General features: G+C 43.4%; 17 protein-coding genes, 2 tRNA genes and 3 rRNA genes. 15 read left to right on the top strand and 7 right to left on the bottom strand.

The window, feature by feature from the left end; genetic code table 11:
- Window positions 1–12 precede the first annotated feature (12 nt).
- The 5 genes from FVA72_RS02000 to FVA72_RS02020 are packed head-to-tail and all read right to left on the bottom strand — an operon-like array spanning window position 13 to window position 4,647.
- Complete coding sequence (locus tag FVA72_RS02000; RefSeq protein ID WP_036958879.1) at window positions 13–1,029, bottom strand: ABC transporter ATP-binding protein; 1,017 nt, start codon at window positions 1,027–1,029, stop codon at window positions 13–15.
- Window positions 1,029–1,859 (bottom strand): ABC transporter permease, encoded by an 831-nt coding sequence (locus FVA72_RS02005; RefSeq protein ID WP_004264512.1) that lies wholly within the window; start codon window positions 1,857–1,859, stop codon window positions 1,029–1,031. Before FVA72_RS02005 ends, FVA72_RS02000 begins: the two co-directional genes overlap by 1 nt.
- Window positions 1,849–2,751 (bottom strand): ABC transporter permease, encoded by a 903-nt coding sequence (locus tag FVA72_RS02010; RefSeq protein WP_004264514.1) that lies wholly within the window; start codon window positions 2,749–2,751, stop codon window positions 1,849–1,851. The genes FVA72_RS02005 and FVA72_RS02010 overlap by 11 nt, the downstream gene beginning before the upstream one ends.
- Window positions 2,751–3,566: an alkaline phosphatase family protein gene (locus FVA72_RS02015; RefSeq protein ID WP_110592640.1), complete on the bottom strand. Its 816-nt coding sequence runs from the start codon at window positions 3,564–3,566 to the stop codon at window positions 2,751–2,753. Before FVA72_RS02015 ends, FVA72_RS02010 begins: the two co-directional genes overlap by 1 nt.
- Window positions 3,567–3,594: 28 nt before the next feature.
- A complete protein-coding gene (locus FVA72_RS02020) occupies window positions 3,595–4,647 on the bottom strand; it encodes an ABC transporter substrate-binding protein (protein ID WP_110592639.1) in 1,053 nt (350 codons plus the stop codon).
- A gap of 249 nt (window positions 4,648–4,896) precedes the next feature.
- On the opposite strand from FVA72_RS02020, the gene nudC reads away from it, so the two are divergent.
- The 6 genes from nudC to FVA72_RS02050 all read left to right on the top strand — a co-directional run bounded on the left by nudC (window position 4,897) and on the right by FVA72_RS02050 (window position 9,476).
- On the top strand, window positions 4,897–5,688 hold the full coding sequence (gene nudC / locus FVA72_RS02025; RefSeq protein WP_004264517.1) for an NAD(+) diphosphatase: 792 nt from the start codon (window positions 4,897–4,899) through the stop codon (window positions 5,686–5,688).
- Window positions 5,689–5,780: 92 nt separating this feature from the next.
- Window positions 5,781–6,845, top strand: a complete 1,065-nt coding sequence (gene hemE / locus FVA72_RS02030) for a uroporphyrinogen decarboxylase (protein WP_004264519.1) — start codon at window positions 5,781–5,783, stop codon at window positions 6,843–6,845.
- A gap of 109 nt (window positions 6,846–6,954) precedes the next feature.
- Complete coding sequence (gene nfi, locus FVA72_RS02035) at window positions 6,955–7,626, top strand: deoxyribonuclease V (RefSeq protein ID WP_050763795.1); 672 nt, start codon at window positions 6,955–6,957, stop codon at window positions 7,624–7,626.
- A 74-nt stretch (window positions 7,627–7,700) separates the two neighbouring features.
- A complete protein-coding gene (locus tag FVA72_RS02040; RefSeq protein WP_004264521.1) occupies window positions 7,701–8,288 on the top strand; it encodes a YjaG family protein in 588 nt (195 codons plus the stop codon).
- A gap of 199 nt (window positions 8,289–8,487) precedes the next feature.
- Window positions 8,488–8,760 carry an HU family DNA-binding protein gene (locus FVA72_RS02045; RefSeq protein ID WP_004264522.1) on the top strand — a complete coding sequence of 91 codons (273 nt, stop codon included), beginning with the start codon at window positions 8,488–8,490 and terminating at the stop codon, window positions 8,758–8,760.
- A 71-nt stretch (window positions 8,761–8,831) separates the two neighbouring features.
- Window positions 8,832–9,476, top strand: coding sequence for a DUF1481 domain-containing protein (locus tag FVA72_RS02050; RefSeq protein ID WP_310889357.1), 645 nt, complete (start codon window positions 8,832–8,834; stop codon window positions 9,474–9,476).
- Window positions 9,477–9,817: 341 nt separating this feature from the next.
- Here the strand turns inward: FVA72_RS02050 and purD are convergent, their stop codons facing one another.
- Entirely contained in the window at window positions 9,818–11,101 is a 1,284-nt protein-coding gene (purD, locus tag FVA72_RS02055) for a phosphoribosylamine--glycine ligase (RefSeq protein ID WP_110592637.1), read from the bottom strand.
- 17 nt (window positions 11,102–11,118) lie between these two features.
- Window positions 11,119–12,708, bottom strand: coding sequence for a bifunctional phosphoribosylaminoimidazolecarboxamide formyltransferase/IMP cyclohydrolase (purH, locus tag FVA72_RS02060; RefSeq protein WP_004264527.1), 1,590 nt, complete (start codon window positions 12,706–12,708; stop codon window positions 11,119–11,121).
- A gap of 301 nt (window positions 12,709–13,009) precedes the next feature.
- Here purH and FVA72_RS21910 point away from each other — a divergent pair, with 301 nt between their 5' ends.
- The 9 genes from FVA72_RS21910 to aceA all read left to right on the top strand — a co-directional run bounded on the left by FVA72_RS21910 (window position 13,010) and on the right by aceA (window position 24,461).
- On the top strand, window positions 13,010–13,168 hold the full coding sequence (locus tag FVA72_RS21910) for a hypothetical protein (RefSeq protein WP_164454916.1): 159 nt from the start codon (window positions 13,010–13,012) through the stop codon (window positions 13,166–13,168).
- Between the two features lie 353 nt (window positions 13,169–13,521).
- Window positions 13,522–15,061, top strand: a 16S ribosomal RNA gene (locus FVA72_RS02070).
- A gap of 64 nt (window positions 15,062–15,125) precedes the next feature.
- A tRNA-Ile gene (locus FVA72_RS02075) sits at window positions 15,126–15,202 on the top strand.
- A 122-nt stretch (window positions 15,203–15,324) separates the two neighbouring features.
- A tRNA-Ala gene (locus FVA72_RS02080) sits at window positions 15,325–15,400 on the top strand.
- Window positions 15,401–15,726: 326 nt separating this feature from the next.
- Window positions 15,727–18,744 (top strand): 23S ribosomal RNA (locus FVA72_RS02085).
- Between the two features lie 141 nt (window positions 18,745–18,885).
- Window positions 18,886–19,001 (top strand): 5S ribosomal RNA (gene rrf, locus FVA72_RS02090).
- Together the 16S, 23S and 5S rRNA genes with 2 tRNA genes alongside form the textbook arrangement of a ribosomal RNA operon.
- A 1,203-nt stretch (window positions 19,002–20,204) precedes the next feature.
- Window positions 20,205–21,134 (top strand): homoserine O-acetyltransferase MetA, encoded by a 930-nt coding sequence (gene metA / locus FVA72_RS02095; RefSeq protein ID WP_110592635.1) that lies wholly within the window; start codon window positions 20,205–20,207, stop codon window positions 21,132–21,134.
- A 364-nt stretch (window positions 21,135–21,498) separates the two neighbouring features.
- Complete coding sequence (gene aceB / locus FVA72_RS02100) at window positions 21,499–23,097, top strand: malate synthase A (protein WP_110592548.1); 1,599 nt, start codon at window positions 21,499–21,501, stop codon at window positions 23,095–23,097.
- Between the two features lie 56 nt (window positions 23,098–23,153).
- Entirely contained in the window at window positions 23,154–24,461 is a 1,308-nt protein-coding gene (gene aceA, locus FVA72_RS02105; RefSeq protein ID WP_110592547.1) for an isocitrate lyase, read from the top strand.
- Window positions 24,462–24,516: the final 55 nt, after the last annotated feature.

A 24,516-nucleotide genomic window follows, 5' to 3' on the forward strand; every position in this document is an offset into this window, starting at 1 on the left:
CCTATCTACTTATTAACTAAGTGTGCGAATTTCATTTTTATTAAACATAAGTTCAAGGCGAGTTCCAGGTTCAAATAAACGCTCAGATGAGCGGTTAAGTAAATCCACCGTCATATCACCTGCAGGGGTATTCACACTATAACGAATAATATTGCCAAGCAACTGATGGTCCAATATCACGGCATCAACAGGGTGAGAAATATGGCTACCGTATTGGCGCCCCGCTTCTTTGACATATATAGACTCAGGGCGGATAGCAAGTGTACCTTGTAAATTAAGGCCTAACATCGTATTGGCCTTTTCGGAATCAACAAGGTTGTAATGGCCCATAAACCGAGCGACAAATTCTGTTGCTGGTTGGGTATAAATATTCTCTGCCGTATCACTTTGCACGATCTGCCCTTTATTCATCAAAAAGATCCTATCGGACATGATCATCGCTTCATCTTGATCATGAGTAACAAAAATGGTGGTTAAGCCTAATTCACGTTGAATTTGGCGAATTTGCTGGCGTAAGTGCTTGCGAATCCGTGCATCAAGAGCGGAAAGCGGCTCATCAAGTAACAAAATTTGCGGTTTCATCACTAATGCTCTTGCGAGTGCTACTCGTTGGCGTTGTCCCCCTGATAGTTGATGGGGAAATTGTTGTTCTTTTCCTTGTAATTCAACTAATTCAATCACTTCAGCGACTGCTTTAGATCTGGCTTGGCTATCAATTTTACGCATTTTTAAACCAAACGCGATATTGTCAACCACAGTCATATTGGGAAATAACGCATAACTTTGGAACACCATGCCAACGCCGCGTTGCTGTGCGGCTTGGTGGGTTACATTCTGGCGATTAATATAAAGTTCGCCATCATTAAGTTGTTCAAGCCCTGCGATACAGCGTAATAAAGTCGATTTTCCGCAACCACTTGGCCCAAGTAGGGTAATAAATTCGCCTTTTTCGATAGTAAATTGAATATCAGCAAATACCTGATTAGTGCCAAAAGACTTGGCTAAATTTTCCGCAATAACATAACTCATCATTCATCTCCTGAACGATTTAATCGCATTGCTAACCATGTCAGCAATAAGGTAAACAGAAAATATGACATCACCAGAGCAGAAGTGAAATGCCCGCTGGTTTGTCGCATATTGAAAAGATAGATTTGCAAGGTTTCATAACGTGTTCCCACAAGGATATTGGCAAACACAAATTCACCCATTAAAAATGAAAATGAAATTAATAATGAGACCAACATACCTTTGCGAATATTGGGTAACACAATCATCATAAAGGCTTGGAAGGTACTGGCACCGAGTAAATGCGCGGCATCCATTAAGTCATGTAAATTAATGCCTTGAAAGCTATTCGCAAGAGCACGATACATAAAAGGTAACGTGATGGTGAAATAAGTACCAATCAGGATCCAAGGTGTACCAACCAACATGAATGGTTCATCAGCAAATATTTGCAGCAAGCCAACCGATGAGACCACAGGCGGGATCGCAAAAGGCAAAATAATGAGTAAATCCATCATCCCTTTGAGTTTGGGGAACCGATAAAATACCGCAAACGTCATGGGTAAAATAATTAATGTGCTAACCAGTAACGTACCAAAGCAAATTATTAATGAACGACCAAATGCCATGAGAAAACGCGGGTCTTGCCACAATTGTAGATACCATTTAATCGACAAGGCATCAGGTAGCACAGTGGCTCCCCAAGAACTGGCGATGGAATACAAAAATGTGGCAATAATAGGTAGCGCTAATAGGCTAGCAACACTGATTAGTACTAACTTATGAAGCAATAATCCAGAGGGTTTATTGCTATTGGTTATAACTGGGCTAATCGCATTATTATTTTGCATGGTAGCTCCGCTTGATTAACCAATGATGGATAGCCGTGATAAAAGCTAAGATAGCGATAAGTAGCATTGATAAAGCCGCAGCCATATTCGGCTCCAGAAATAAATCACCGGAAACTAAACTGGCAATTCGGATAGTCACAAGGTTGTAATTACCACTTGTTAACGCATAGGTACTGGCGTATGCGCCCATTGCATTAGCAATTAGGATAATAAAGGTGCCAAGTAGAGCAGGGGAAAGCACCGGAATAGCAACTTTTAGCCAATAGGTTAGTTTGCTTGCTCCCATCGTTTTTGCTGCGTCTTCCCATTCAGGTTTTAGTGCGTCAAAGGCGGGATAAAGCAACAGAACACCTAATGGGATCTGAAAATATACATACAACAGCATTAACCCGCTGGCGCTGTATATATTGAAATCTTCGATAATCCCCCATGACTTGAGCTGCAAGGTAATCGCCCCATTGAAGCCCAAAATAATAATGAATGCGAAAGCAAGAGGAACACCGCTGAAATTACTGGCCATGGTGGTGAAGGAAATCATTATCCGGCGAATTTTCCCTTGCATTTTATAAATGGAAAATGCCGTGATACTGGAAATGAATAAGCCAATTACACTGCAAATAATGGAAAGCCATAAGGTATTTTCAAACGCTTGCAAGTAAAAATCATTATTGAATACTTCAAGATAGTTGCCTAATGACCATGCTTCTTCGTAGATAAAGCTATTAATGAGCACCCAAATCATTGGGGCGATTTGGAATAAACTAAATAGTACAAAGAATGGTAGCAGTAGCAGTGCAGCGCGCCAATGAAAACGAGCAAAGCGTTTTTTTAACATGGCAATTTTTCCCTGTGGTTGGAATGTCTGCTCACAGGAAGCAGGGATATCAGCCATTACAAACCTCCTCGTAATAGTGCATCACAAACAGGTTTATCCAGAGAGTTGGCACCAAGTAAACGACAGATGGTTCCACAAATCGCGGTTTGCTCAATATCGCAGGGTTGATGAGAAAATTGCGAACCGACGACAAACAATGGGACTAAACACTCTTCAGGAAGTGTCCCTCCGTGGCTACGATCATTATTCATCCCATGATCACTAGTGATCAGGATTTGATAACCTTGCTCAATCCATGTAGGAATATAATTCGACAGGATGATATCTGCATGGCGTGCTGCATTACGATATTGCGGCGAATCAAAACCGAACTTGTGCCCGGTGTCGTCTATATTCATAGGGTGAATCAATAAAAAATCAGGGTTAAATTGAGTGCGTAAATATTCCGCATCGACAAATAAGTGATCATCAGGGTAATGGTCTGCTTGATAAAAGCAGCCATGCTGGATAGCTAGCGATTCATCGTGAGTAAAACGGTCTCTTGTTGCGACGAAAGGCGCTCGGTTATACAGCTCACTCACCCAATAATAAGCGGCGGCGGCGGTCGTTTTGCCGGCAAGGCGCGCAAGAGAGAATATGCTGTCAAAATGGGATAAACGGATAATTTGGTTATTTACAATACCGCTTTTGACAGGAGGAACTCCCGTTAGTATGCACTCATATAAAGGGCGAGACATCGAAGGAAGCTCGCACTCTAATTGGTAAAGTGTTGCACTGTCGGCTTTAATTAAGCCGTTAAGATAGCCCATACAATGATGGGCTACTGAATAACTTAAACCGTCTAGGACAACAAGTATGACTTTCTCAGACATTAACTTTTCCTAAAATCAATACATTAAATTACTGCTGGTGGATCAAAACTTGCTGTTGCCACATTTTAGGGAGATTACGGGACGATTTTTCCCAACCTTCTGCATTCTTAATGGGTTGAACATTTTTATATTGTTCTTCTGGTAATAATTTGGCTTTAATATCGTCAGGTAATGTTAGATATTGTGCACGAATTGGCCGAGCGTAGCCTTCAGCAAGGTTTAATTGGCCTTTGTCACTGAAAATAAATTCACGAGCTAATTTTGCTGCATTTGGGTTTTTGGCAAATTTATTGATGATAGTGGTGTAACCTGAAATGACAGAACCGTCAGATGGGATCACAACCGTAAAGCGATCGCGGTTGATTTGATCACGGTAATTCAGTGCGTTAAAGTCCCATAAGATGCCAACTTCGACTTCACCTTTTTCGATATTTGCGACAGTTGGGTCATTAACGGATAGGCGTTTTTGTTTGGCGAGTTCAGCAAAAAATTCAATGGCAGGTTTTAGGTTATTTTCGTCACCACCACGGGCAAATGCGGCGGCCAGTACAGCATTATTGGCTTGTGCAGCGATTCCAACATCCCCAACGGTGACTTTATATTTTCCTTTTAATAGGTCATCCCAGCTTTTCGGCGCATCTTTCACTAGATCATTATTAATCATAAAAGCAATTGACCCTGTATAGGCTAAAGCCCAATGGCCGTCTTTGTCTTTTGCCCAATCAGGAATTTGTGCCCAAGTTGTTGGTTTATAAGGTTGAGTCACACCTTTTTGCACGGCAACAGGCCCAAAAGAGGCACCTACATCACCAATATCTGCGGTCGCATTATTTTTTTCTGCGGCAAATTTGGCAATTTCTTGGGCGGAGCTCATATCGGTATCTTGATGCTTCAACCCATATTGCGTCGCTAAGTCTTGCCAAGTTCCTTTCCAATTAGCCCAAGAGTCAGGCATTCCAACGCTGTAAACTTGCCCTTCTTTTTTCGCTGCATCGATTAACTCTGCTAAATTAGCATCAGCAGCTAATGTCACACTGGATGCAGTCAATGATAGTAAAATCGCAGGAACGATAGTTTTCATTATTTTCTCACTTTTGAAGAACGGTGAACCGTATTGGTTACTTAGCATCCTAATTTTAAGAGGTGACAGTTAGTTGACCCTTTTATGACAGTTTTTAGACATTTTATGGAATGGAACGTCTAAAAAGTGTCAAAATTGATAATGAAAAATAATGAAACAAACGTTTGAATGACATTGCGCCAAAGAAGTGTATTGTGTCATTAATAGATTTATTTTTTCGACAATAAAAACTAACAAAAGATATGAAAAATGAATAAGTTAAAATTATCAGGAACTGAAAGTGGTTGGTGGTTTATCTGTTTTTCCGGGCGTTTGTGGCTACCTCATGGAGATATTCCACGAGGCATGGCAAAGGACTATTTGTTAGAAGGAAAAATAGCGACACCAATTGGTGAGTGGCAAGGGGAAATTGTCTGGTTGATAGCCGAAAAAATGCCATCAGATATGGCATCTCCCCGTATTGTTGCTGCGCAAGATGAGGGTTTATTTCGTCTCGCTGGGCGAGGTGTGCAATTGGCGGAATTTTATCGTTCTCATCGTTATTGCGGCTATTGTGGTACTGCAATGCGCCATAGTGAAACAGAATGGGCGTGTTTGTGTGACCATTGCCATGAGCGCTATTACCCGCAGATTGCCCCTTGTATTATCGTGGGGATCCGACGTGATGACCATATTCTATTAGCTCAGCACCGGCGCCATTCGCAAAATCCATTATTTACCGTATTAGCGGGTTTTGTTGAAGTGGGTGAAACACTAGAAGAGGCTGTTATGCGCGAAGTCATGGAAGAGAGCAATATAAAAGTGAAGAATATTCGTTACGTATCTTCACAGCCATGGCCTTTTCCTCATTCTTTAATGATGGGCTTTCTCGCGGATTATGAGAGTGGTGATATTAAAGTAGACCCGAAGGAGTTGGTGAGCGCAAATTGGTATCATTACAATGAACTGCCTTTGATCCCACCCGCGGACACCATAGCTAGGCGTTTGATTGAAGATACGGTCGCATTGTGTCGTCAAAGTGATTATGAAACGGGAAAATAGCACAGCGCTGATATTGTTATCATTAACATGATACAATAATGAACTTCGCTCTTAGCCATTTGCGGCGGCCACTTATAATAATGGAGTAAATAATGACTGAGTTAAAAAATGACCGCTATCTACGTGCTTTGCTACGTCAGCCTGTAGATGTGACCCCTGTATGGATGATGCGTCAAGCAGGGCGTTACCTGCCTGAATATAAAGCAACTCGCGCTGAAGCTGGTGATTTCATTGCTCTGTGCAAAAACACCGAATTGGCTTGTGAAGTGACATTACAGCCATTACGTCGTTTTCCATTAGACGCTGCAATTTTATTTTCTGATATTCTCACTATCCCTGATGCAATGGGGCTTGGGTTATATTTCGAAACGGGTGAAGGCCCACGTTTTCATAAACCGATTATGAGCGCGGCAGATGTAAAAAACATCCCTATTCCTGATCCTGAAATGGAACTTGGTTATGTAATGGATGCCGTTCGTGCCATCCGTAAAGCCCTTGAAGGTAATGTGCCACTGATTGGTTTCTCTGGTAGCCCGTGGACACTAGCGACTTATATGGTGGAAGGCGGCAGTAGCAAAGCATTCACTAAAATCAAAAAGATGATGTACGAAGACCCGAACACATTACATTTGTTATTGGATAAACTGGCGGACAGTGTCATTTTATACTTGAATGCTCAAATTCGTGCAGGCGCACAGTCCGTGATGATTTTTGATACATGGGGTGGGGTGTTAACTAAGCGTGATTATTTACAGTTTTCACTGAATTATATGCATAAAATTATTGATGGCTTAATTCGTGAAAATGATGGTCGCCGTGTTCCTGTCACCTTATTTACTAAAGGTGGCGGTCAGTGGTTAGAGGAAATGGCGGCAACGGGTTGCGATGCATTAGGCCTTGATTGGACGACTGAAATTGCTGATGCTCGTCGTCGTGTTGGTGATAAAGTCGCTTTACAAGGTAATATGGATCCATCCATGTTATATGCACCACCTGCGCGTATAGAAGAAGAAGTGCAAAATATTCTATCTGGCTTCGGCCAAGGTGAAGGGCACGTATTCAATTTAGGCCATGGTATTCATCAGGATGTTCCACCTGAGCATGCAGGTGCATTTGTGGATGCAGTTCACCGTTTATCCCGCCAATATCATCAATAATTATCGTTTATTGATCTTCTAGGTTTGTGGTGTATTTATAGAATCTTGTAAGTACACCATTATCATCTATGATTAAGAATAATTTAATCTCATAAGCAATGGACGCATGATGGTTTTAGATACTCAATTGTTACGAAAAGAACAAACTAGGCAAGCTTCAAAAATCATTTTGCATGATGAACTTCCACCACTCAAACTGATTGGTGGAGCGGATGTGGGCTTTGAACAGCAAGGCGCTATTACGCGTGCAGTGGTAGCTGTATTATCTTGGCCACAGTTAGAACTTGTTGAGTATCAAATAGCACGAATACCGACTCAATTACCTTATATACCGGGGTTACTTTCTTTTCGTGAAGTCCCTGGGTTAATGGCGGCGTGGGAAAAAATACAAAATAAACCTGAATTAGTACTCGTAGATGGACAAGGGATTGCACACCCACGGCGCTTTGGTGTTGCCTGCCATTTTGGGTTACAAGCTAATATAGCCACAATTGGCGTTGCAAAAAGCCGTTTATGTGGTGATGCGGTTGAGTTAAGTGAAGAACCCGAAAGTGTTCAGCCATTAATGGCAGGTGAAAATCAACTCGGTTGGGTATTGCGGAGCAAAAAACGCTGCAAACCATTATATGTTTCACCTGGTCATAAAGTAGGTTTTTCCTCTTCCTTAGAGTGGGTAAAGCAGTGTCTAAAAGGTTATCGGTTGCCAGAACCGACGCGTTTTGCTGACGGAATTGCATCAAATCGAACGTTTTTTAAGCGAATGAATGAGAAAATCAGCTAATTATCAGCAAAATATGTGGCATTGACAGATTTTCAGGTAAACTGCGAAGTATTAAGATTGATGAGTCAGAAATTATGTTAAGAAATCCCATTCATTTGAGGTTGGAAAAATTAGAAAGCTGGCAACATACAACTTTCATGGCAAGCCTATGTGAAAGAATGTATCCGAACTTTCAAATGTTTTGTCAGCAAACTGAATTTGCCGATGCAAAAGTTTATCGTTCCATCCTTGATTTAGTTTGGGAAACTTTGGTCATTAAAGATAGCAAAGTCAATTTCGACAGTCAGTTAGAAAAATTAGAAGAAATTATCCCATCAGCAGATGATTTCGATATGTATGGTGTGTATCCAGCTATTGATGCCTGTATTGCGTTAGGTGAAATTATCCATTCGAAATTGAGTGGTGAAACCCTCGAACACGCAATATTGGTTAGCGAAGCATCCATTCGTACGGTTGCCATGCTCGAAATGACTCAAGCAGGGCGGGAAATGACAGAAGAAGAACTCAAAGAAATCCCGGCCGTTGAAGAGGAATGGGATATCCAGTGGGACATTTTCCGGTTACTGGCAGCTTGTGAAGAGCGCGACTTAGAGTTAATTAAAGGATTAAAATCTGACCTCCGCGAAGCGGGGGTGAGCAATATAGGTATTACTTTAAGCTGATTTTTGCATTTTCATTACCGAAAACGTGACTTGACGCAGTAATGCTGAGTACTAAGACTTCACATTTGCCCCTACTCTGGTCTACATTTAGGGGCGAGAAGAAGTGGCTATCGGGGGCGTGTATCAGGGGCTGTCAATTTGGCATATCCGACGCACTCGATGCTTTGCAAACGATAAACACACTGTGTAAGGATAATTTATGAATAAGACTGAATTAGTTGATGCTATCGCAGAATCAGCGGACCTGACCAAAGTTCAGGCAAAAGCAGCATTAGAATCTACTCTGAATGCTATTTCTGAAACGCTGAAAAAAGGCGAACAAGTCCAACTGGTCGGTTTCGGTACTTTTAAAGTTAGCCATCGTGCTGCGCGTACTGGTCGTAACCCACAAACTAAAGCAGAAATTCAGATTCCTGCTACAACTGTACCTGCTTTCTCTGCCGGTAAAGCACTGAAAGAAGCTGTAAAATAAGAACATTGTACAGCCGAATCACCAGAGGGGGTAAAAAACTACCCCTTTTGTTTATTCAAAAAGGGTTGCTGGTGTTGGGAACTATCTCAATGCTAAGCGCCTGTTCTTCTAATGCACCAAAGCTCCCTGAGTTTAGTGCAAGTGGTTTTATTGCCGATGATGGCGTCATTCGTATGTGGCGACTTAATAATGCAAAAAGCCAGCCTCTGGTCTTAATGGTGGTTTATAGCCCCTATAAAGGTACAGACACTTCCGTTAATTTCTTCGAATATCGTTCAGGCAATCTGTGGCAAATTCGCAGCCAAATCTTGAATCAAAAAAACGGTGATATCACCGAACAATTACGCTTCGATAAAAATAATGAGGTTATTTTTATGCAGCGTACTCAAGACGGCTATAAAACACCTCTTTCAACGGATGAAATTACGCGTTGGCGCTTTGAAGCTGAACGCATACTCGAGACAAACACCGCACTTATTGTTGGCGGCGTCAAACTCTATCAAGGTCGCTGGCAGCAAGGTAAAGTGACGACTTGTGAAGGTGATGTACGCGAAGTGACTTTTGAGCCCTATGCTGAAAATTGGTTACAGAGCCGTGCGAAAGTGTGGCATTCCCAGCTAAATTTAGCGTGGTTGGAATCTTCTGAGGGGAATCAGCTTTTGATGGTAGCGGATACAGATTTTTGCCGCTGGCAGCCTTCTAAAGATTCGTTGTAATATCTCCGCTCGTCGTCTTTCGACCCACCGCTCGTCGTCTTTCAATCCATAGCGTTGTTGGCTGCTCTCAGCTACTTAGGTCACATACTTATGTATGCTCCCTAAGATATCTTCGTTTGCCGCCTAGCTCTGAATTGAAATACTTAGAGCCGATATTTTTGCTCGTCAACTCGTAGCCTTTCGACCTTCAGCATTGTTGGCCGCGGTGACTTAGCCTAGTCACCTTGCCGTCTAGCTACGAACAGAAATCCTTAAAGTGCTTGTTTGATAGTACAAACAACAATAAAAAAGCTGATAAAAGTTTCCACTTATCAGCTTAGGGAATGGTTTAGTACTTTGTATTATTTTATACGAGCGATAGCGCGGTAACCGATATCGTTGCGGTAGAAGCTATCATTCCAGTGAATGGTTTTTGCCACTTCATAAGCTTTGGCTTGCGCTTTAGCGATATCATTACCTAATGCTGTTACGCATAGGACGCGACCACCGGCAGTCACGACTTCTCCATCTTTCATGCGAGTACCCGCATGGAAAACTTTGCTATCAGCCGCTTCGGTGGTTGGTAAACCCCAAATTACATCGCCATTGTGGTAGTCACCTGGGTAACCACCCGCAGCAATTACTACCCCTAAAGCAGGGCGCTCATCCCATAATGAATCTTTACCTGCCAGCTCACCTTTCGCCCCCGCTAAACATAAAGCGACTAAATCTGATTGCAAGCGCATCATGATAGGTTGAGTTTCAGGATCGCCAAAACGGCAGTTGAATTCGATAACTTTTGGGTTACCTGCTTTATCAATCATTAATCCAGCGTATAAGAAGCCTTGATAGCGGTTTCCTTCTTGGTCCATGCCTTTAACAGTTGGATAAATAACTTGTTCCATCACGCGCTGGTGTATTTCATCTGTCACAACAGGAGCTGGGGAGTAAGCGCCCATTCCACCTGTATTTAGACCTGTATCACCATCACCGACACGTTTATGATCTTGGCTAGTTGCCATTGGAATGACATTTTCACCATCTACCATAACGATGAAACTCGCTTCTTCGCCATCAAGAAACTCTTCGATCACGATACGATGTCCTGCATCACCAAAGGCATTCCCCGCTAACATGTCATGAACAGCTTCTTTTGCTTCTTGCAGAGTCATGGCTACGATAACGCCTTTCCCCGCTGCAAGGCCATCTGCTTTGATCACGATTGGCGCACCGACTTTATCTAAGTAAGCTAAAGCAGGTTCAATCTCAGTAAAATTTTCATAGGCCGCAGTAGGAATATGATGGCGAGCTAAAAAGTCCTTAGTAAATGCTTTAGAGCCTTCAAGCTGAGCAGCACCTTTGGTTGGGCCAAAAATAGTTAAGCCAGCAGCCTTAAATGCATCTACAACACCAATAACTAATGGTGCTTCAGGGCCGACAATCGTTAAACCAATTTGCTTTTCTTTAGCGAATTGTAGCAGCCCATCAATATCTGTCGCAGAAATATTAACGTTCTCAAGGGATGGTTCTAATGCTGTGCCTGCATTGCCCGGGGCAACATACACTTTATCTGCTAAAGGGGATTGAGCCGCTTTCCACGCTAAGGCATGTTCACGGCCACCGCCACCAATAATCAAAATATTCATTACTAGGCTCCTAATAATTAGTGACGGAAATGACGCATATTAGTGAAAAGCATTGCAATACCATGTTCATTTGCAGCTGCAATCACTTCTTCATCGCGGATAGAACCACCTGGTTGGATTACACAAGTTACTCCAACAGCAGCTGCGGCATCAATACCATCGCGGAATGGGAAAAAGGCATCTGAGGCCATTGCACAGCCAGCGACTTCTAAGCCTTCATCTGCGGCTTTAATACCTGCAATTTTTGCAGAGTACACACGGCTCATTTGCCCTGCGCCAATACCGATAGTCATATCATTTTTGGCATAAACGATAGCATTGGATTTCACAAATTTTGCGACTTTCCAACAGAATAACGCATCTTTTAGCTCGCGTTCAGTTGGTTGGCGCTTAGTCACAACGCGAAGTTCTTCTTTTTCAACCATTCCTAAGTCACGGTCTTGCACTAATAAACCGCCATTCACGCGTTTAAAGTCTAAACTTGCAACTGGTTTGCTCCATTCGCCACATTCAAGTACGCGAACGTTTTGTTTAGTCTCAAGAATAGGCAATGCATCTTTAGCAACAGAAGGCGCGATAATGACTTCTACAAATTGGCGGTCAATGATCGCTTGAGCGGTTTCTTTATCTAATTGACGGTTAAACGCGATAATGCCGCCAAAAGCAGACGTTGGGTCAGTTTTGAATGCGTTATCATAAGCTGTATGAATAGAATCACCGATAGCGACACCACAAGGGTTAGCATGTTTGACAATTACACAAGCAGGTTCTTCGAATGATTTAACACACTCAAGAGCCGCATCGGTATCAGCGATATTATTATAAGACAGGGCTTTACCTTGAATTTGTTGTGCAGTTGCAATAGAAGCTTCTTTTGGGTTTTCTTCTATATAAAAAGCAGCATCTTGGTGGCTGTTCTCTCCATAACGCATGTCTTGTTTTTTTATAAAATTTAAATTCAAGGTGCGAGGGAAACGGCCAGAAGGTTGGGTCGTATCACCATAATAAGGGGCAACTAATTCACCAAAGTAATTCGCAATCATGCTGTCATAAGCAGCTGTGTGTTCGAAAGCTTTTATTGCGAGGTCAAACCGAGTTGACCAATTTAGCGAGTTTTCGTGGTTATCCATTTCATCAATGATGGTTTGATAGTCATTACTATTCACCACAATTGCTACATCTTTATGATTTTTGGCCGCGGAGCGCACCATGGTTGGGCCGCCGATATCAATATTTTCTACAGCATCTTCAAGAGTGCAATTTGGTTTTGCCACTGTTTGGGCAAAAGGGTACAGATTAACAACAACCATATCGATAGGGGCAATATCATGCTGTTGCATAATGGCATCATCAGTACCGCGACGACCTAAAATTCCGCCATGCACTTTCGGGTGCAATGTTTTCACTCGACCATCCATCATTTCAGGAAACCCAGTGTAATCTGAAACTTCAGTTACGTTTAGTCCTGACTCAGCAAGTAACTTTGCAGTACCGCCAGTAGATAGAAGCTCAACACCACGTTGAGATAACGCCTTAGCGAATTCAACAACCCCTGTTTTATCAGACACACTAAGCAGGGCACGACGAATAGGACGAAGCAGTTGCATGAGATAGATCCCTTGGATTTGAATAAATAAGGCAATAACGAATATCAGTCAGTAAAAACTCAAAGAGCTTTTCTTATATACCTATTATATCTATTGATGAAAGCAAAGCGGAATTAGCCAGCTTCCCCTATAACAATATATAAGTCACTAACAATTTCAGAACATAAAAACAAAATCAATGCCGAAATTTCGAGCCAATTGTAACGCAAACGTTTGCGTAATGCGCGATAATTTTTAAATTATTTTCATGTTGTGGATAACTTCGTGTATAAGTCGGTATAAGTAGGGGTTTTGCTGTGTAATGCAGCAGTTGAATAAAAAAATGCAAAAAAGGGGTTGCCAGATTTTTCTGACTCCCTATAATGCGCATCCACTGACCGGGAACAAGACAACGCAAAGCGCGATGAACACTGAAACGGCAGCGAGAGATTCTGAAAAGAAAAAGCAAAAAATTGCTTGACTCTCACGGAGGAAAACGTAATATACGCCTCCTCGCAGCAACGACCGAAAGGTTGGTTTTTATAAAGAAAAGCTGCAATGCTCTTTAACAATTTATCAGACAATCTGTGTGGGCACTCACAGGACACTATCAAAAAAATATTTGATTTTAAGTCTTGAAGAGTGACTAACACGTTAATTCATATATATGAAATAAGGTAGTAACGCTTATTTTGGAAGGATAACGCGAAGGCAAGCAGAGATAACCCGAGACAGTACTTAGGTACGGCGAGGGGAAGCGATGCGAAGCCGACAAAGTTAGCCGAACAAAAGAACGTTACGGTCAGTAAGACATTCTTTGAGCATCAAGCTTTTTAATTGAAGAGTTTGATCATGGCTCAGATTGAACGCTGGCGGCAGGCCTAACACATGCAAGTCGAGCGGTAACAGGGGAAGCTTGCTTCCCGCTGACGAGCGGCGGACGGGTGAGTAATGTATGGGGATCTGCCCGATAGAGGGGGATAACTACTGGAAACGGTAGCTAATACCGCATAATCTCTCAGGAGCAAAGCAGGGGAACTTCGGTCCTTGCGCTATCGGATGAACCCATATGGGATTAGCTAGTAGGTGAGGTAATGGCTCACCTAGGCGACGATCCCTAGCTGGTCTGAGAGGATGATCAGCCACACTGGGACTGAGACACGGCCCAGACTCCTACGGGAGGCAGCAGTGGGGAATATTGCACAATGGGCGCAAGCCTGATGCAGCCATGCCGCGTGTATGAAGAAGGCCCTAGGGTTGTAAAGTACTTTCAGTCGGGAGGAAGGCGTTGTTGCTAATATCAACAACGATTGACGTTACCGACAGAAGAAGCACCGGCTAACTCCGTGCCAGCAGCCGCGGTAATACGGAGGGTGCAAGCGTTAATCGGAATTACTGGGCGTAAAGCGCACGCAGGCGGTTGATTAAGTTAGATGTGAAATCCCCGGGCTTAACCTGGGAATGGCATCTAAGACTGGTCAGCTAGAGTCTTGTAGAGGGGGGTAGAATTCCATGTGTAGCGGTGAAATGCGTAGAGATGTGGAGGAATACCGGTGGCGAAGGCGGCCCCCTGGACAAAGACTGACGCTCAGGTGCGAAAGCGTGGGGAGCAAACAGGATTAGATACCCTGGTAGTCCACGCTGTAAACGATGTCGATTTGAAGGTTGTTCCCTAGAGGAGTGGCTTTCGGAGCTAACGCGTTAAATCGACCGCCTGGGGAGTACGGCCGCAAGGTTAAAACTCAAATGAATTGACGGGGGCCCGCACAAGCGGTGGAGCATGTGGTTTAATTCGATGCAACGCGAAGAACCTTACCTACTCTTGACATCCAGAGAATTTAGCAGAGATGCTTTAGTGCCTTCGGGAACTCTGAGACAGGTGCTGCATGGCTGTCGTCAGCTCGTGTTGTGAAATGTTGGGTTAAGTCCCGCAACGAGCGCAACCCTTATCCTTTGTTGCCAGCGATTCGGTCGGGAACTCAAAGGAGACTGCCGGTGATAAACCGGAGGAAGGTGGGGATGACGTCAAGTCATCATGGCCCTTACGAGTAGGGCTACACACGTGCTACAATGGCGTATACAAAGAGAAGCGACCTCGCGAGAGCAAGCGGAACTCATAAAGTACGTCGTAGTCCGGATTGGAGTCTGCAACTCGACTCCATGAAGTCGGAATCGCTAGTAATCGTAGATCAGAATGCTACGGTGAATACGTTCCCGGGCCTTGTACACACCGCCCGTCACACCATGGGAGTGGGTTGCAAAAGAAGTAGGTAGCTTAACCTTCGGGAGGGCGCTTACCACTTTGTGATTCATGACTGGGGTGAAGTCGTAACAAGGTAACCGTAGGGGAACCTGCGGTTGGATCACCTCCTTACCATTGAAGTGTTTTGTGAAGTGCTCACACAGATTGTCTGATGAAATAGAGTAGCGGTATCGATAGGCTTGTAGCTCAGGTGGTTAGAGCGCACCCCTGATAAGGGTGAGGTCGGTGGTTCAAGTCCACTCAGGCCTACCAAAATCGAATTGATGCGTCGTTATAGATTAGCTCACTTACCTAAGTAAGCTTCGCCAATCTATGCCTTGCCTGAATTCGATTTGTCATTTAATGACTTATATTGATACCGAAAATACCTTTATGGGGCTATAGCTCAGCTGGGAGAGCGCCTGCCTTGCACGCAGGAGGTCAGCGGTTCGATCCCGCTTAGCTCCACCATAAATTTTTCTGATTATTCAGAATAGATTAGTAATAGTCTATTGCGAATAATTATGCTCTTTAACAATCTGGAACAAGCTGAAAATTGAAAACAACGCACATTGTTTATCGCTTAAACAATGTGAGAGTCTCTCAAAATTTCAGACCTGAAATTTTCGGTCACTTTAGCGAGTGGCATGAGCGAGCAGTCAGTCCTTCGCGGCGGCCAGCGCACAGCAAGCGCAGCATACATAAGTATGTGAGCATTGCGAGCACTGCCCAACAAAGAAGGAATGCACGCACAGCCATGACAGTAAGGTGAACGTTGAAACAATTTCGGGTTGTGAGGTTAAGCGACTAAGCGTACACGGTGGATGCCTAGGCAATCAGAGGCGATGAAGGACGTGCTAATCTGCGATAAGCGTCGGTAAGGTGATATGAACCGTTACAACCGACGATTTCCGAATGGGGAAACCCAGTGCAATCCGTTGCACTATCGTTTGATGAATACATAGTCAAACGAAGCGAACCGGGGGAACTGAAACATCTCAGTACCCCGAGGAAAAGAAATCAACCGAGATTCCCCTAGTAGCGGCGAGCGAACGGGGAGCAGCCCAGAGTCTTAATCAGCATTAGCATCAGGAGAACGGTCTGGAAAGTCCGGCAGTAAAGGGTGATAGCCCCGTATCCGAAGGTGTTAGTGTTGTGAACTCGACGAGTAGGGCGGGACACGTGTTATCCTGTCTGAATATGGGGGGACCATCCTCCAAGGCTAAATACTCCTGATTGACCGATAGTGAACCAGTACCGTGAGGGAAAGGCGAAAAGAACCCCGGCGAGGGGAGTGAAATAGAACCTGAAACCGTGTACGTACAAGCAGTGGGAGCCCCACCACCAAAGCATTTTCTGGTGTTGAGGACAACTTTGAAGTGGCATTCAACACGCGTTGGCGGAGCGCTTTTTGCGACGCCCAACACACAAAACAAGCAGTGAATGTGCTTTGGGGTGGGGTGACTGCGTACCTTTTGTATAATGGGTCAGCGACTTATATTCTGTAGCAAGGTTAACCGAATAGGGGAGCCGTAGGGAAACCGAGTCTTAACTGGGCGAATAAGTTGCAGGGTATAGACCCGAAACCCGGTGATCTAGCCATGGGCAGGTTGAAGGTTGGGTAACACTAACTGGAGGACCGAACCGACTAATGTTGAAAAATTAGCGGATGACTTGTGGCTGGGGGTGAAAGGCCAATCAAACCGGGAGATAGCTGGTTCTCCCCGAAAGCTATTTAGGTAGCGCCTCGTGAACTCATCTTCGGGGGTAGAGCACTGTTTCGACTAGGGGGTCATCCCGACTTACCAACTCGATGCAAACTACGAATACCGAAGAATGTTATCACGGGAGACACACGGCGGGTGCTAACGTTCGTCGTGAAGAGGGAAACAACCCAGACCGCCAGCTAAGGTCCCAAAGTCATAGTTAAGTGGGAAACGAAGTGGGAAGGCTCAGACAGCCAGGATGTTGGCTTAGAAGCAGCCATCATTTAAAGAAAGCGTAATAGCTCACTGGTCGAGTCGGCCTGCGCGGAAGATGTAACGGGGCTAAACTATGCACCGAAGCTGCGGCAGCGATATTTAGATATTGTTGGGTAGGGGAGCGTTCTGTAAGCCTGTGAAGGTGTGCTGTGAGGCATGCTGGAGGTATCAGAAGTGCGAATGCTGACATAAGTAACGATAATGCGGGTGAAAAACCCGCACGCCGGAAGACCAAGGGTTCCTGTCCAACGTTAATCGGGGCAGGGTGAGTCGACCCCTAAGGCGAGGCAGAAATGCGTAGTCGATGGGAAACGGGTTAATATTCCCGTACTGGTGATAATTGCGATGGGGGGACGGAGAAGGCTAGGCTATCCGGGCGACGGTTGTCCCGGTTTAAGAATGTAGGCAGGTGAATTAGGCAAATCCGGTTCACTACATGCTGAGGTTCGATGACGAGTCACTACGGTGATGAAGTAGCTCATGCCCCGCTTCCAGGAAAAGCCTCTAAGCTCTAGATTATCATTAATCGTACCCCAAACCGACACAGGTGGTCAGGTAGAGAATACTCAGGCGCTTGAGAGAACTCGGGTGAAGGAACTAGGCAAAATGGTGCCGTAACTTCGGGAGAAGGCACGCTGGCATTAGGTGAAGTGATTTACTCATGGAGCTGAAGCCAGTCGCAGATACCAGCTGGCTGCAACTGTTTATTAAAAACACAGCACTGTGCAAACACGAAAGTGGACGTATACGGTGTGACGCCTGCCCGGTGCTGGAAGGTTAATTGATGGGGTTATCCGTAAGGAGAAGCTCTTGATCGAAGCCCCAGTAAACGGCGGCCGTAACTATAACGGTCCTAAGGTAGCGAAATTCCTTGTCGGGTAAGTTCCGACCTGCACGAATGGCGTAATGATGGCCAGGCTGTCTCCACCCGAGACTCAGTGAAATTGAACTCGCTGTGAAGATGCAGTGTACCCGCGGCAAGACGGAAAGACCCCGTGAACCTTTACTATAGCTTGACACTGAACATTGAGCCTTGATGTGTAGGATAGGTGGGAGGCTTCGAAGCGTGGACGCCAGTCTGCGTGGAGCCAACCTTGAAATACCACCCTTTAATGTTTGATGTTCTAACGTTGCCCCATTATCTGGGGTGCGGACAGTGTCTGGTGGGTAGTTTGACTGGGGCGGTCTCCTCCCAAAGAGTAACGGAGGAGCACGAAGGTTGGCTAAGCATGGTCGGACATCATGCGGTTAGTGCAAAGGCATAAGCCAGCTTGACTGCGAGAGTGACGGCTCGAGCAGGTACGAAAGTAGGTCTTAGTGATCCGGTGGTTCTGAATGGAAGGGCCATCGCTCAACGGATAAAAGGTACTCCGGGGATAACAGGCTGATACCGCCCAAGAGTTCATATCGACGGCGGTGTTTGGCACCTCGATGTCGGCTCATCACATCCTGGGGCTGAAGTAGGTCCCAAGGGTACGGCTGTTCGCCGTTTAAAGTGGTACGCGAGCTGGGTTTAGAACGTCGTGAGACAGTTCGGTCCCTATCTGCCGTGGGCGTTGGAAGATTGAAAGGGGCTGCTCCTAGTACGAGAGGACCGGAGTGGACGCACCACTGGTGTTCGGGTTGTCATGCCAATGGCATTGCCCGGTAGCTAAGTGCGGAAGAGATAACCGCTGAAAGCATCTAAGCGGGAAACTTGCCTTGAGATGAGTCTTCCCTGACTCTTTAAGAGTCCTAAAGGAACGTTTAAGACTAAGACGTTGATAGGTTGGGTGTGTAAGCGTAGCGATACGTTGAGCTAACCAATACTAATGAACCGTGAGGCTTAACCTGACAACACCGAAGGTGTTTTAGAGAGATAGAGTTGTTTTCGAGAAGTGAGAAGCCGAAAGGTGAAGGACACACAGCTTGTTTGAGATTGAAGTTCTGGTTTGCGAAGAGTAATAAGCGCAAACGGGAACGAAACAGAATTTGTCTGGCGGCAATAGCGCGGTGGTCCCACCTGACCCCATGCCGAACTCAGCAGTGAAACGCCGTAGCGCCGATGGTAGTGTGGGGTCTCCCCATGTGAGAGTAGGGAACTGCCAGACATTAAATTAGTGAGAAAGCCACCCATTGGGTGGCTTTTTTGCGTTTGGAGAAAAAAGAAAAATAGTGGGTGTTGAGCTTAGGTGGGGTGCCTAAGCTTTAGTTCCTCAGTTCCTTAATGCTTTACTCCCTAATTTTAATCCCCTTTTTATCGCTTACTTTCTCATTAGACGATGTATTACACGTCTCTTCATCTTTTTTAACTACTCTTGGGGCTCCCCTCTATCTATCACCATCATTAATGAGCGTGCGTGATGCAAAGTAGTGAGTAACAGCTCACAGGTTGTTTAGGGTAGCGGAATTTTAATAAAATCAAATAAATATTGTGGATTGGGTGTTTCCCCATCACGGTGATGAATGACATCGCTTGAATCAAAGAAGTCAGTAACAACTCACCTCTTTTTTGACCGGGACGAGGTGGGTAGGAGGAAAAACTCAATTCCTTGTATTTAAATGATGGATGCGATTAATAAACATAAAGTAGTCAGTAACAACTCACTTGTTGAAGGAGACGGTGGCTGTTGGTGAAGGTGTGATAACAGGGGTAGGAGAAGTAATGGAGGGGGAGCGGTTATATTGGTGCGCTGAATGGATATTGTGGATGCAAAGAGTGAGTAACAACTCACAGATTGTTTAGGGTAGCGGAATTTTAAGAATATCACGAGAGTACTGTGGATAGGGTGTTTCCCCATCATGGTGATGAATGACATCGCTTGAGTCAAAGTAGTAAGTAACAACTCACTTGTTGAAGGGGACGGTGGCTGTTGGTGAGGGTGGGATAACAGGGGTTAGGAGAAGCAATGGGGGATAAGCGGTTGTATTGGTGTGACGAATAGATATTCTAAATGCAAAGTAGTGAGTAACAACTTCGGTTTAATATTTTAATTGAATTCAAATCGTCATCATAATTTGGAAGCCAGTATAGCAGCTAGAATAAGAGCCCAATCAAATAACAGTATCTTAGATATTATTCACAGAATAATTACTAATAGCTTATGGCAAATAAAAGTAGTAATCACTAATACAATATATTGAAGATAAGAAGGTTAATAGCTGTATATAATTATTAGAAATAAACTATAAGTTACAGTGCTTGAAATTATTTCATTTAACCTTGAAAGGCTCGACAAGACGGATAACATTAGTTAGATTATTTAGCATTCTAGAAGTCTAAACGTATAAACAGATAAAAGGGGGGATGAATGATGCCTATTCGTTTACCAGATGAACTACCGGCAGTTAATTTCTTGAGAGAAGAAAATGTTTTTGTTATGACAACAACAAGAGCAAGTCATCAAGAGATCCGTCCCTTGAAAGTATTAATACTCAATTTGATGCCGAAAAAGATAGAAACTGAAAACCAGTTTCTGCGTTTGCTGTCGAACACACCATTACAGGTTGATATTCAACTATTACGAATTGACCAGCGAGAATCAAAGAATACCCCAACGGAGCACTTAAATACCTTTTATTGTGATTTTGAAGATATACAGGATCAAAACTTTGATGGCTTAATTGTAACGGGAGCTCCGTTAGGTCTGGTTGAGTTTAATGACGTATTATACTGGCAACAAATAGAAAGGGTGATAGCTTGGGCGAAACAACATGTGACATCAACACTTTTCGTTTGTTGGGCTGTACAAGCGGCTTTAAAGGTATTGTATGACTTACCAAAATGGACTAGAGAAGAAAAACTATCTGGTATTTATCAGCATGATACGTTAGAGCCGTATGCTTTACTCACTAGAGGGTTTGATGGATCATTTTATGCACCTCACTCTCGCTACGCTGATTTTCCGGAAGACCTTATTCGCCAGCACACTGATCTAGAGATTTTAGCAAGTTCACAGGAGGCTGGTGCTTATTTATTTGGGTCAAAAGATAAACGCTTAGCATTTGTGACAGGCCATCCCGAATATGATGGGGACACTCTTGCACAAGAATATTGGCGTGATCTAGATGCTGGAATTTCTCCTCAGATCCCATGCAATTATTTTAAAAATGATGATCCCAACAACCCTCCGCTCGTGAGTTGGCGTAGTCATGGGCACTTGTTGTTCTCAAATTGGTTGAATTATTATGTGTATCAGATCACACCTTTTGATCTTACGAATATGGAACCAACGTTAGATTAAAAAAAGAAATATAAATTTAAAAATTATAATAAAATAAGTATTTTTACTGGTTATACCAGTTAAAGTTAGGCTTATATAGTAAAAGTGGTACCACAGTTAGTCTGAAAGCAGCTATTTATTAGCTGCTTTTTTTGTTTTCAAAGAAAAATTTTAAAAATACAGTTTTCTATAATTAGTTGATTTAACGACTATTTAACATTTTTGACTAGTTAAAGGAATGGTTAATCAATTTATAAATTTATTTAAAATTCATTATTATCAATAAGATATTTGATTTTTTAATTAAAATGGAAAACGTTTTTGATTTATATCTATTTTGATCTTATGCTTATTTCATAGTCAACGATGAATGAGGGTTTGGTCGATGGAGCAGCAATTATCTATATCGGAATTAACATTCACAAAGAATATTGAACAGTTTGAAAGACAAGTGTTACATATTGATTCTATTGCATTTCTTTCTAAACTAGTTGAAGAGTTTCTTCCTCGCCGGGAAAAATTATTAAAAGATAGAGAGGTCAGACAGCAAAAGATAGATGCTGGTTCTTTACCTAACTTTATTTCAGAATTTGATTCCATAAAAAAATCAGATTGGAAAATTCAAAGTATCCCTGAAGATTTACAAGATCGCCGTGTCGAAATTACGGGTCCGGTTGAGCGTAAAATGGTTATTAATGCTTTAAATGCCAATGTAAAAGTATTTATGGCAGATTTTGAAGATTCCCTTTCACCTTCATGGGAAAAATTGATCGATGGCCAAGTCAATTTAAGGGATGCGATCCGCGGTGATATTTCTTATACCAACGAAAATGGAAAGGTTTACCAATTAAAATCAAATCCAGCAATTTTGATTGCTCGTGTTCGTGGTCTTCATTTAGATGAAAAACATGTTTTATCAGGAAGTAAGCCTATTCCCGGAGGCCTGTTTGATTTCGCTATTTACTTTTTTAATAACTATCAAGCGTTATTAGAAAAAGGGAGTGGTCCTTACTTTTATATCCCTAAACTTGAGTCTTGGCAGGAAGCAAAATGGTGGAGCGATGTTTTTAGTCTGGCTGAAGACTCCGTGGGTATACCTCGGGGCACGATCAAAGCAACTGTACTGATCGAAACATTACCTGCTGTATTCCAAATGGATGAAATCTTATATCACATGCGTCACCACATTGTGGGGCTGAATTGTGGGCGTTGGGACTACATATTTAGTTATATCAAAACATTGAAAGAGCATGCTGACCGAGTATTGCCAGACCGCCAAGTTGTCACAATGACACAATCATTTTTAAGTGCCTATTCGCGCTTATTAATTAAAACGTGCCACCGCCGCGGAGCATTTGCGATGGGGGGAATGTCTGCTTTTATACCGAGCAAGGACCCCGAAGAAAATGAAACTATTCTAGCGAAAGTAAAAGCAGACAAAGAACTAGAAGCGAGAAATGGCCATGATGGCTCTTGGATTGCGCACCCAGGTTTAGCGGATACCGTTATGAACGTGTTTAATCAAGTACTTGGTGAGCGCCAAAACCAACTACATGTATCTCGTGATTTCGATGAAGAAATTACAGCTGACCAGTTATTAGAACCTTGTGCCGGTGAGCGAACTGAAGCGGGGATGCGGGCTAATATTCGCGTTGCTGTGCAATATATTGAAGCATGGATTTCAGGGAATGGCTGTGTACCTATCTATGGTTTGATGGAGGATGCTGCGACAGCAGAAATTTCACGCACTTCAATTTGGCAGTGGATCCGCCACGGTAAAACCTTGTCCACCGGTGAAAAAGTCACTAAGGCATTGTTTGAAGAAATGTTAGATGAAGAGTTACAGGTTATCCAAAAAGAACTTGGTGATAAGCGTTTTCAAAGTGGCCGTTTCCGTGAGGCTGCAGAACTGATGAGGCGGATTACTACACAGGATGAGCTTATAGAATTCTTAACTATCCCTGGATACCAATTATTAGATTAATCATTGTGAATAAAAAATTCGATAAACCCTACATATTCTTATAAAGGAAGTGGATCATGACAACATCGCGCTTAGAACAAATTGCCCAATTAGAAAATGAATGGAAACAACCACGTTGGAGAGGTATTACTCGCCCATATACAGCGGAAGAAGTGGTGAAATTGCGTGGTTCTGTGCATATCGAACACTCTTTAGCACGCAAAGGTGCAGAACGCTTTTGGGATCAACTACATGGCGGTTCAAAGAAAGGTTATGTAAATGCACTGGGAGCCTTAACGGGTGGGCAAGCGCTACAACAAGCGAAAGCCGGTATTGAAGCTATTTATTTATCAGGTTGGCAGGTAGCTGCGGACGCAAATACATCATCGAGTATGTACCCGGATCAATCACTTTACCCTGTCGATTCAGTACCATCGGTAGTTAAGAAAATTAATAATACATTCCGTCGGGCAGATCAAATTCAGTGGGCGAATGGTATTGGCCCTGACAATAAAGAGTATATTGATTATTTTTTACCTATTATCGCGGATGCGGAAGCGGGTTTTGGTGGCGTATTAAATGCCTTCGAGCTCATGAAAAATATGATAGAAGCTGGAGCAGCTGCGGTTCATTTTGAAGACCAATTAGCCGCGGTTAAAAAATGTGGCCATATGGGGGGGAAAGTTCTTGTGCCTACCCAAGAGGCGATTCAAAAACTGGTTGCTGCTCGTTTAGCGGCGGATGTTTCAGGTGTGCCAACTATTTTAGTTGCTAGAACCGATGCTGATGCAGCAGATCTTCTAACATCTGACTGTGATGCCTATGATGCGGCATTTGTTACTGGGGAACGCACTTCTGAAGGTTTTTTCCGAACCAAAGCAGGAATTGAGCAAGCAATTAGTCGTGGGTTAGCTTATGCACCTTACGCAGACCTTGTTTGGTGTGAAACGTCAAAACCTGACCTTGAAGCGGCAAGACAGTTTGCTGAAGCTATTCATGCTAAATTCCCTGGTAAATTATTAGCTTACAATTGCTCTCCTTCATTTAATTGGAAAAAGAATTTAGATGACAGCACGATCGCACGATTCCAAGATGAGCTTTCAGCAATGGGGTACCGCTTCCAATTCATTACGTTAGCAGGTATTCACAGTATGTGGTTCAACATGTTTGACTTAGCTCATTCCTATGCACAAGGTGAAGGCATGAAGCATTATGTTGAAAAAGTCCAAGAGTGTGAGTTTGCTGCAATTAATAAAGGTTATACCTTCTCTTCGCATCAACAGGAGGTAGGAACAGGCTATTTTGATAAAGTGACAACAGTTATTCAAGGTGGCACTTCATCAGTGACAGCATTAACTGGCTCGACTGAAGAAGAGCAATTCTAGTCAGATTATTTCCCTTTCAATCGGTGTTTCTATTGGTTAGCTGTATCTGTTAATT

The sequence above is a fragment of the Providencia sp. PROV061 genome (genome assembly GCF_011045655.1).
Lineage (GTDB): Bacteria > Pseudomonadota > Gammaproteobacteria > Enterobacterales > Enterobacteriaceae > Providencia > Providencia hangzhouensis.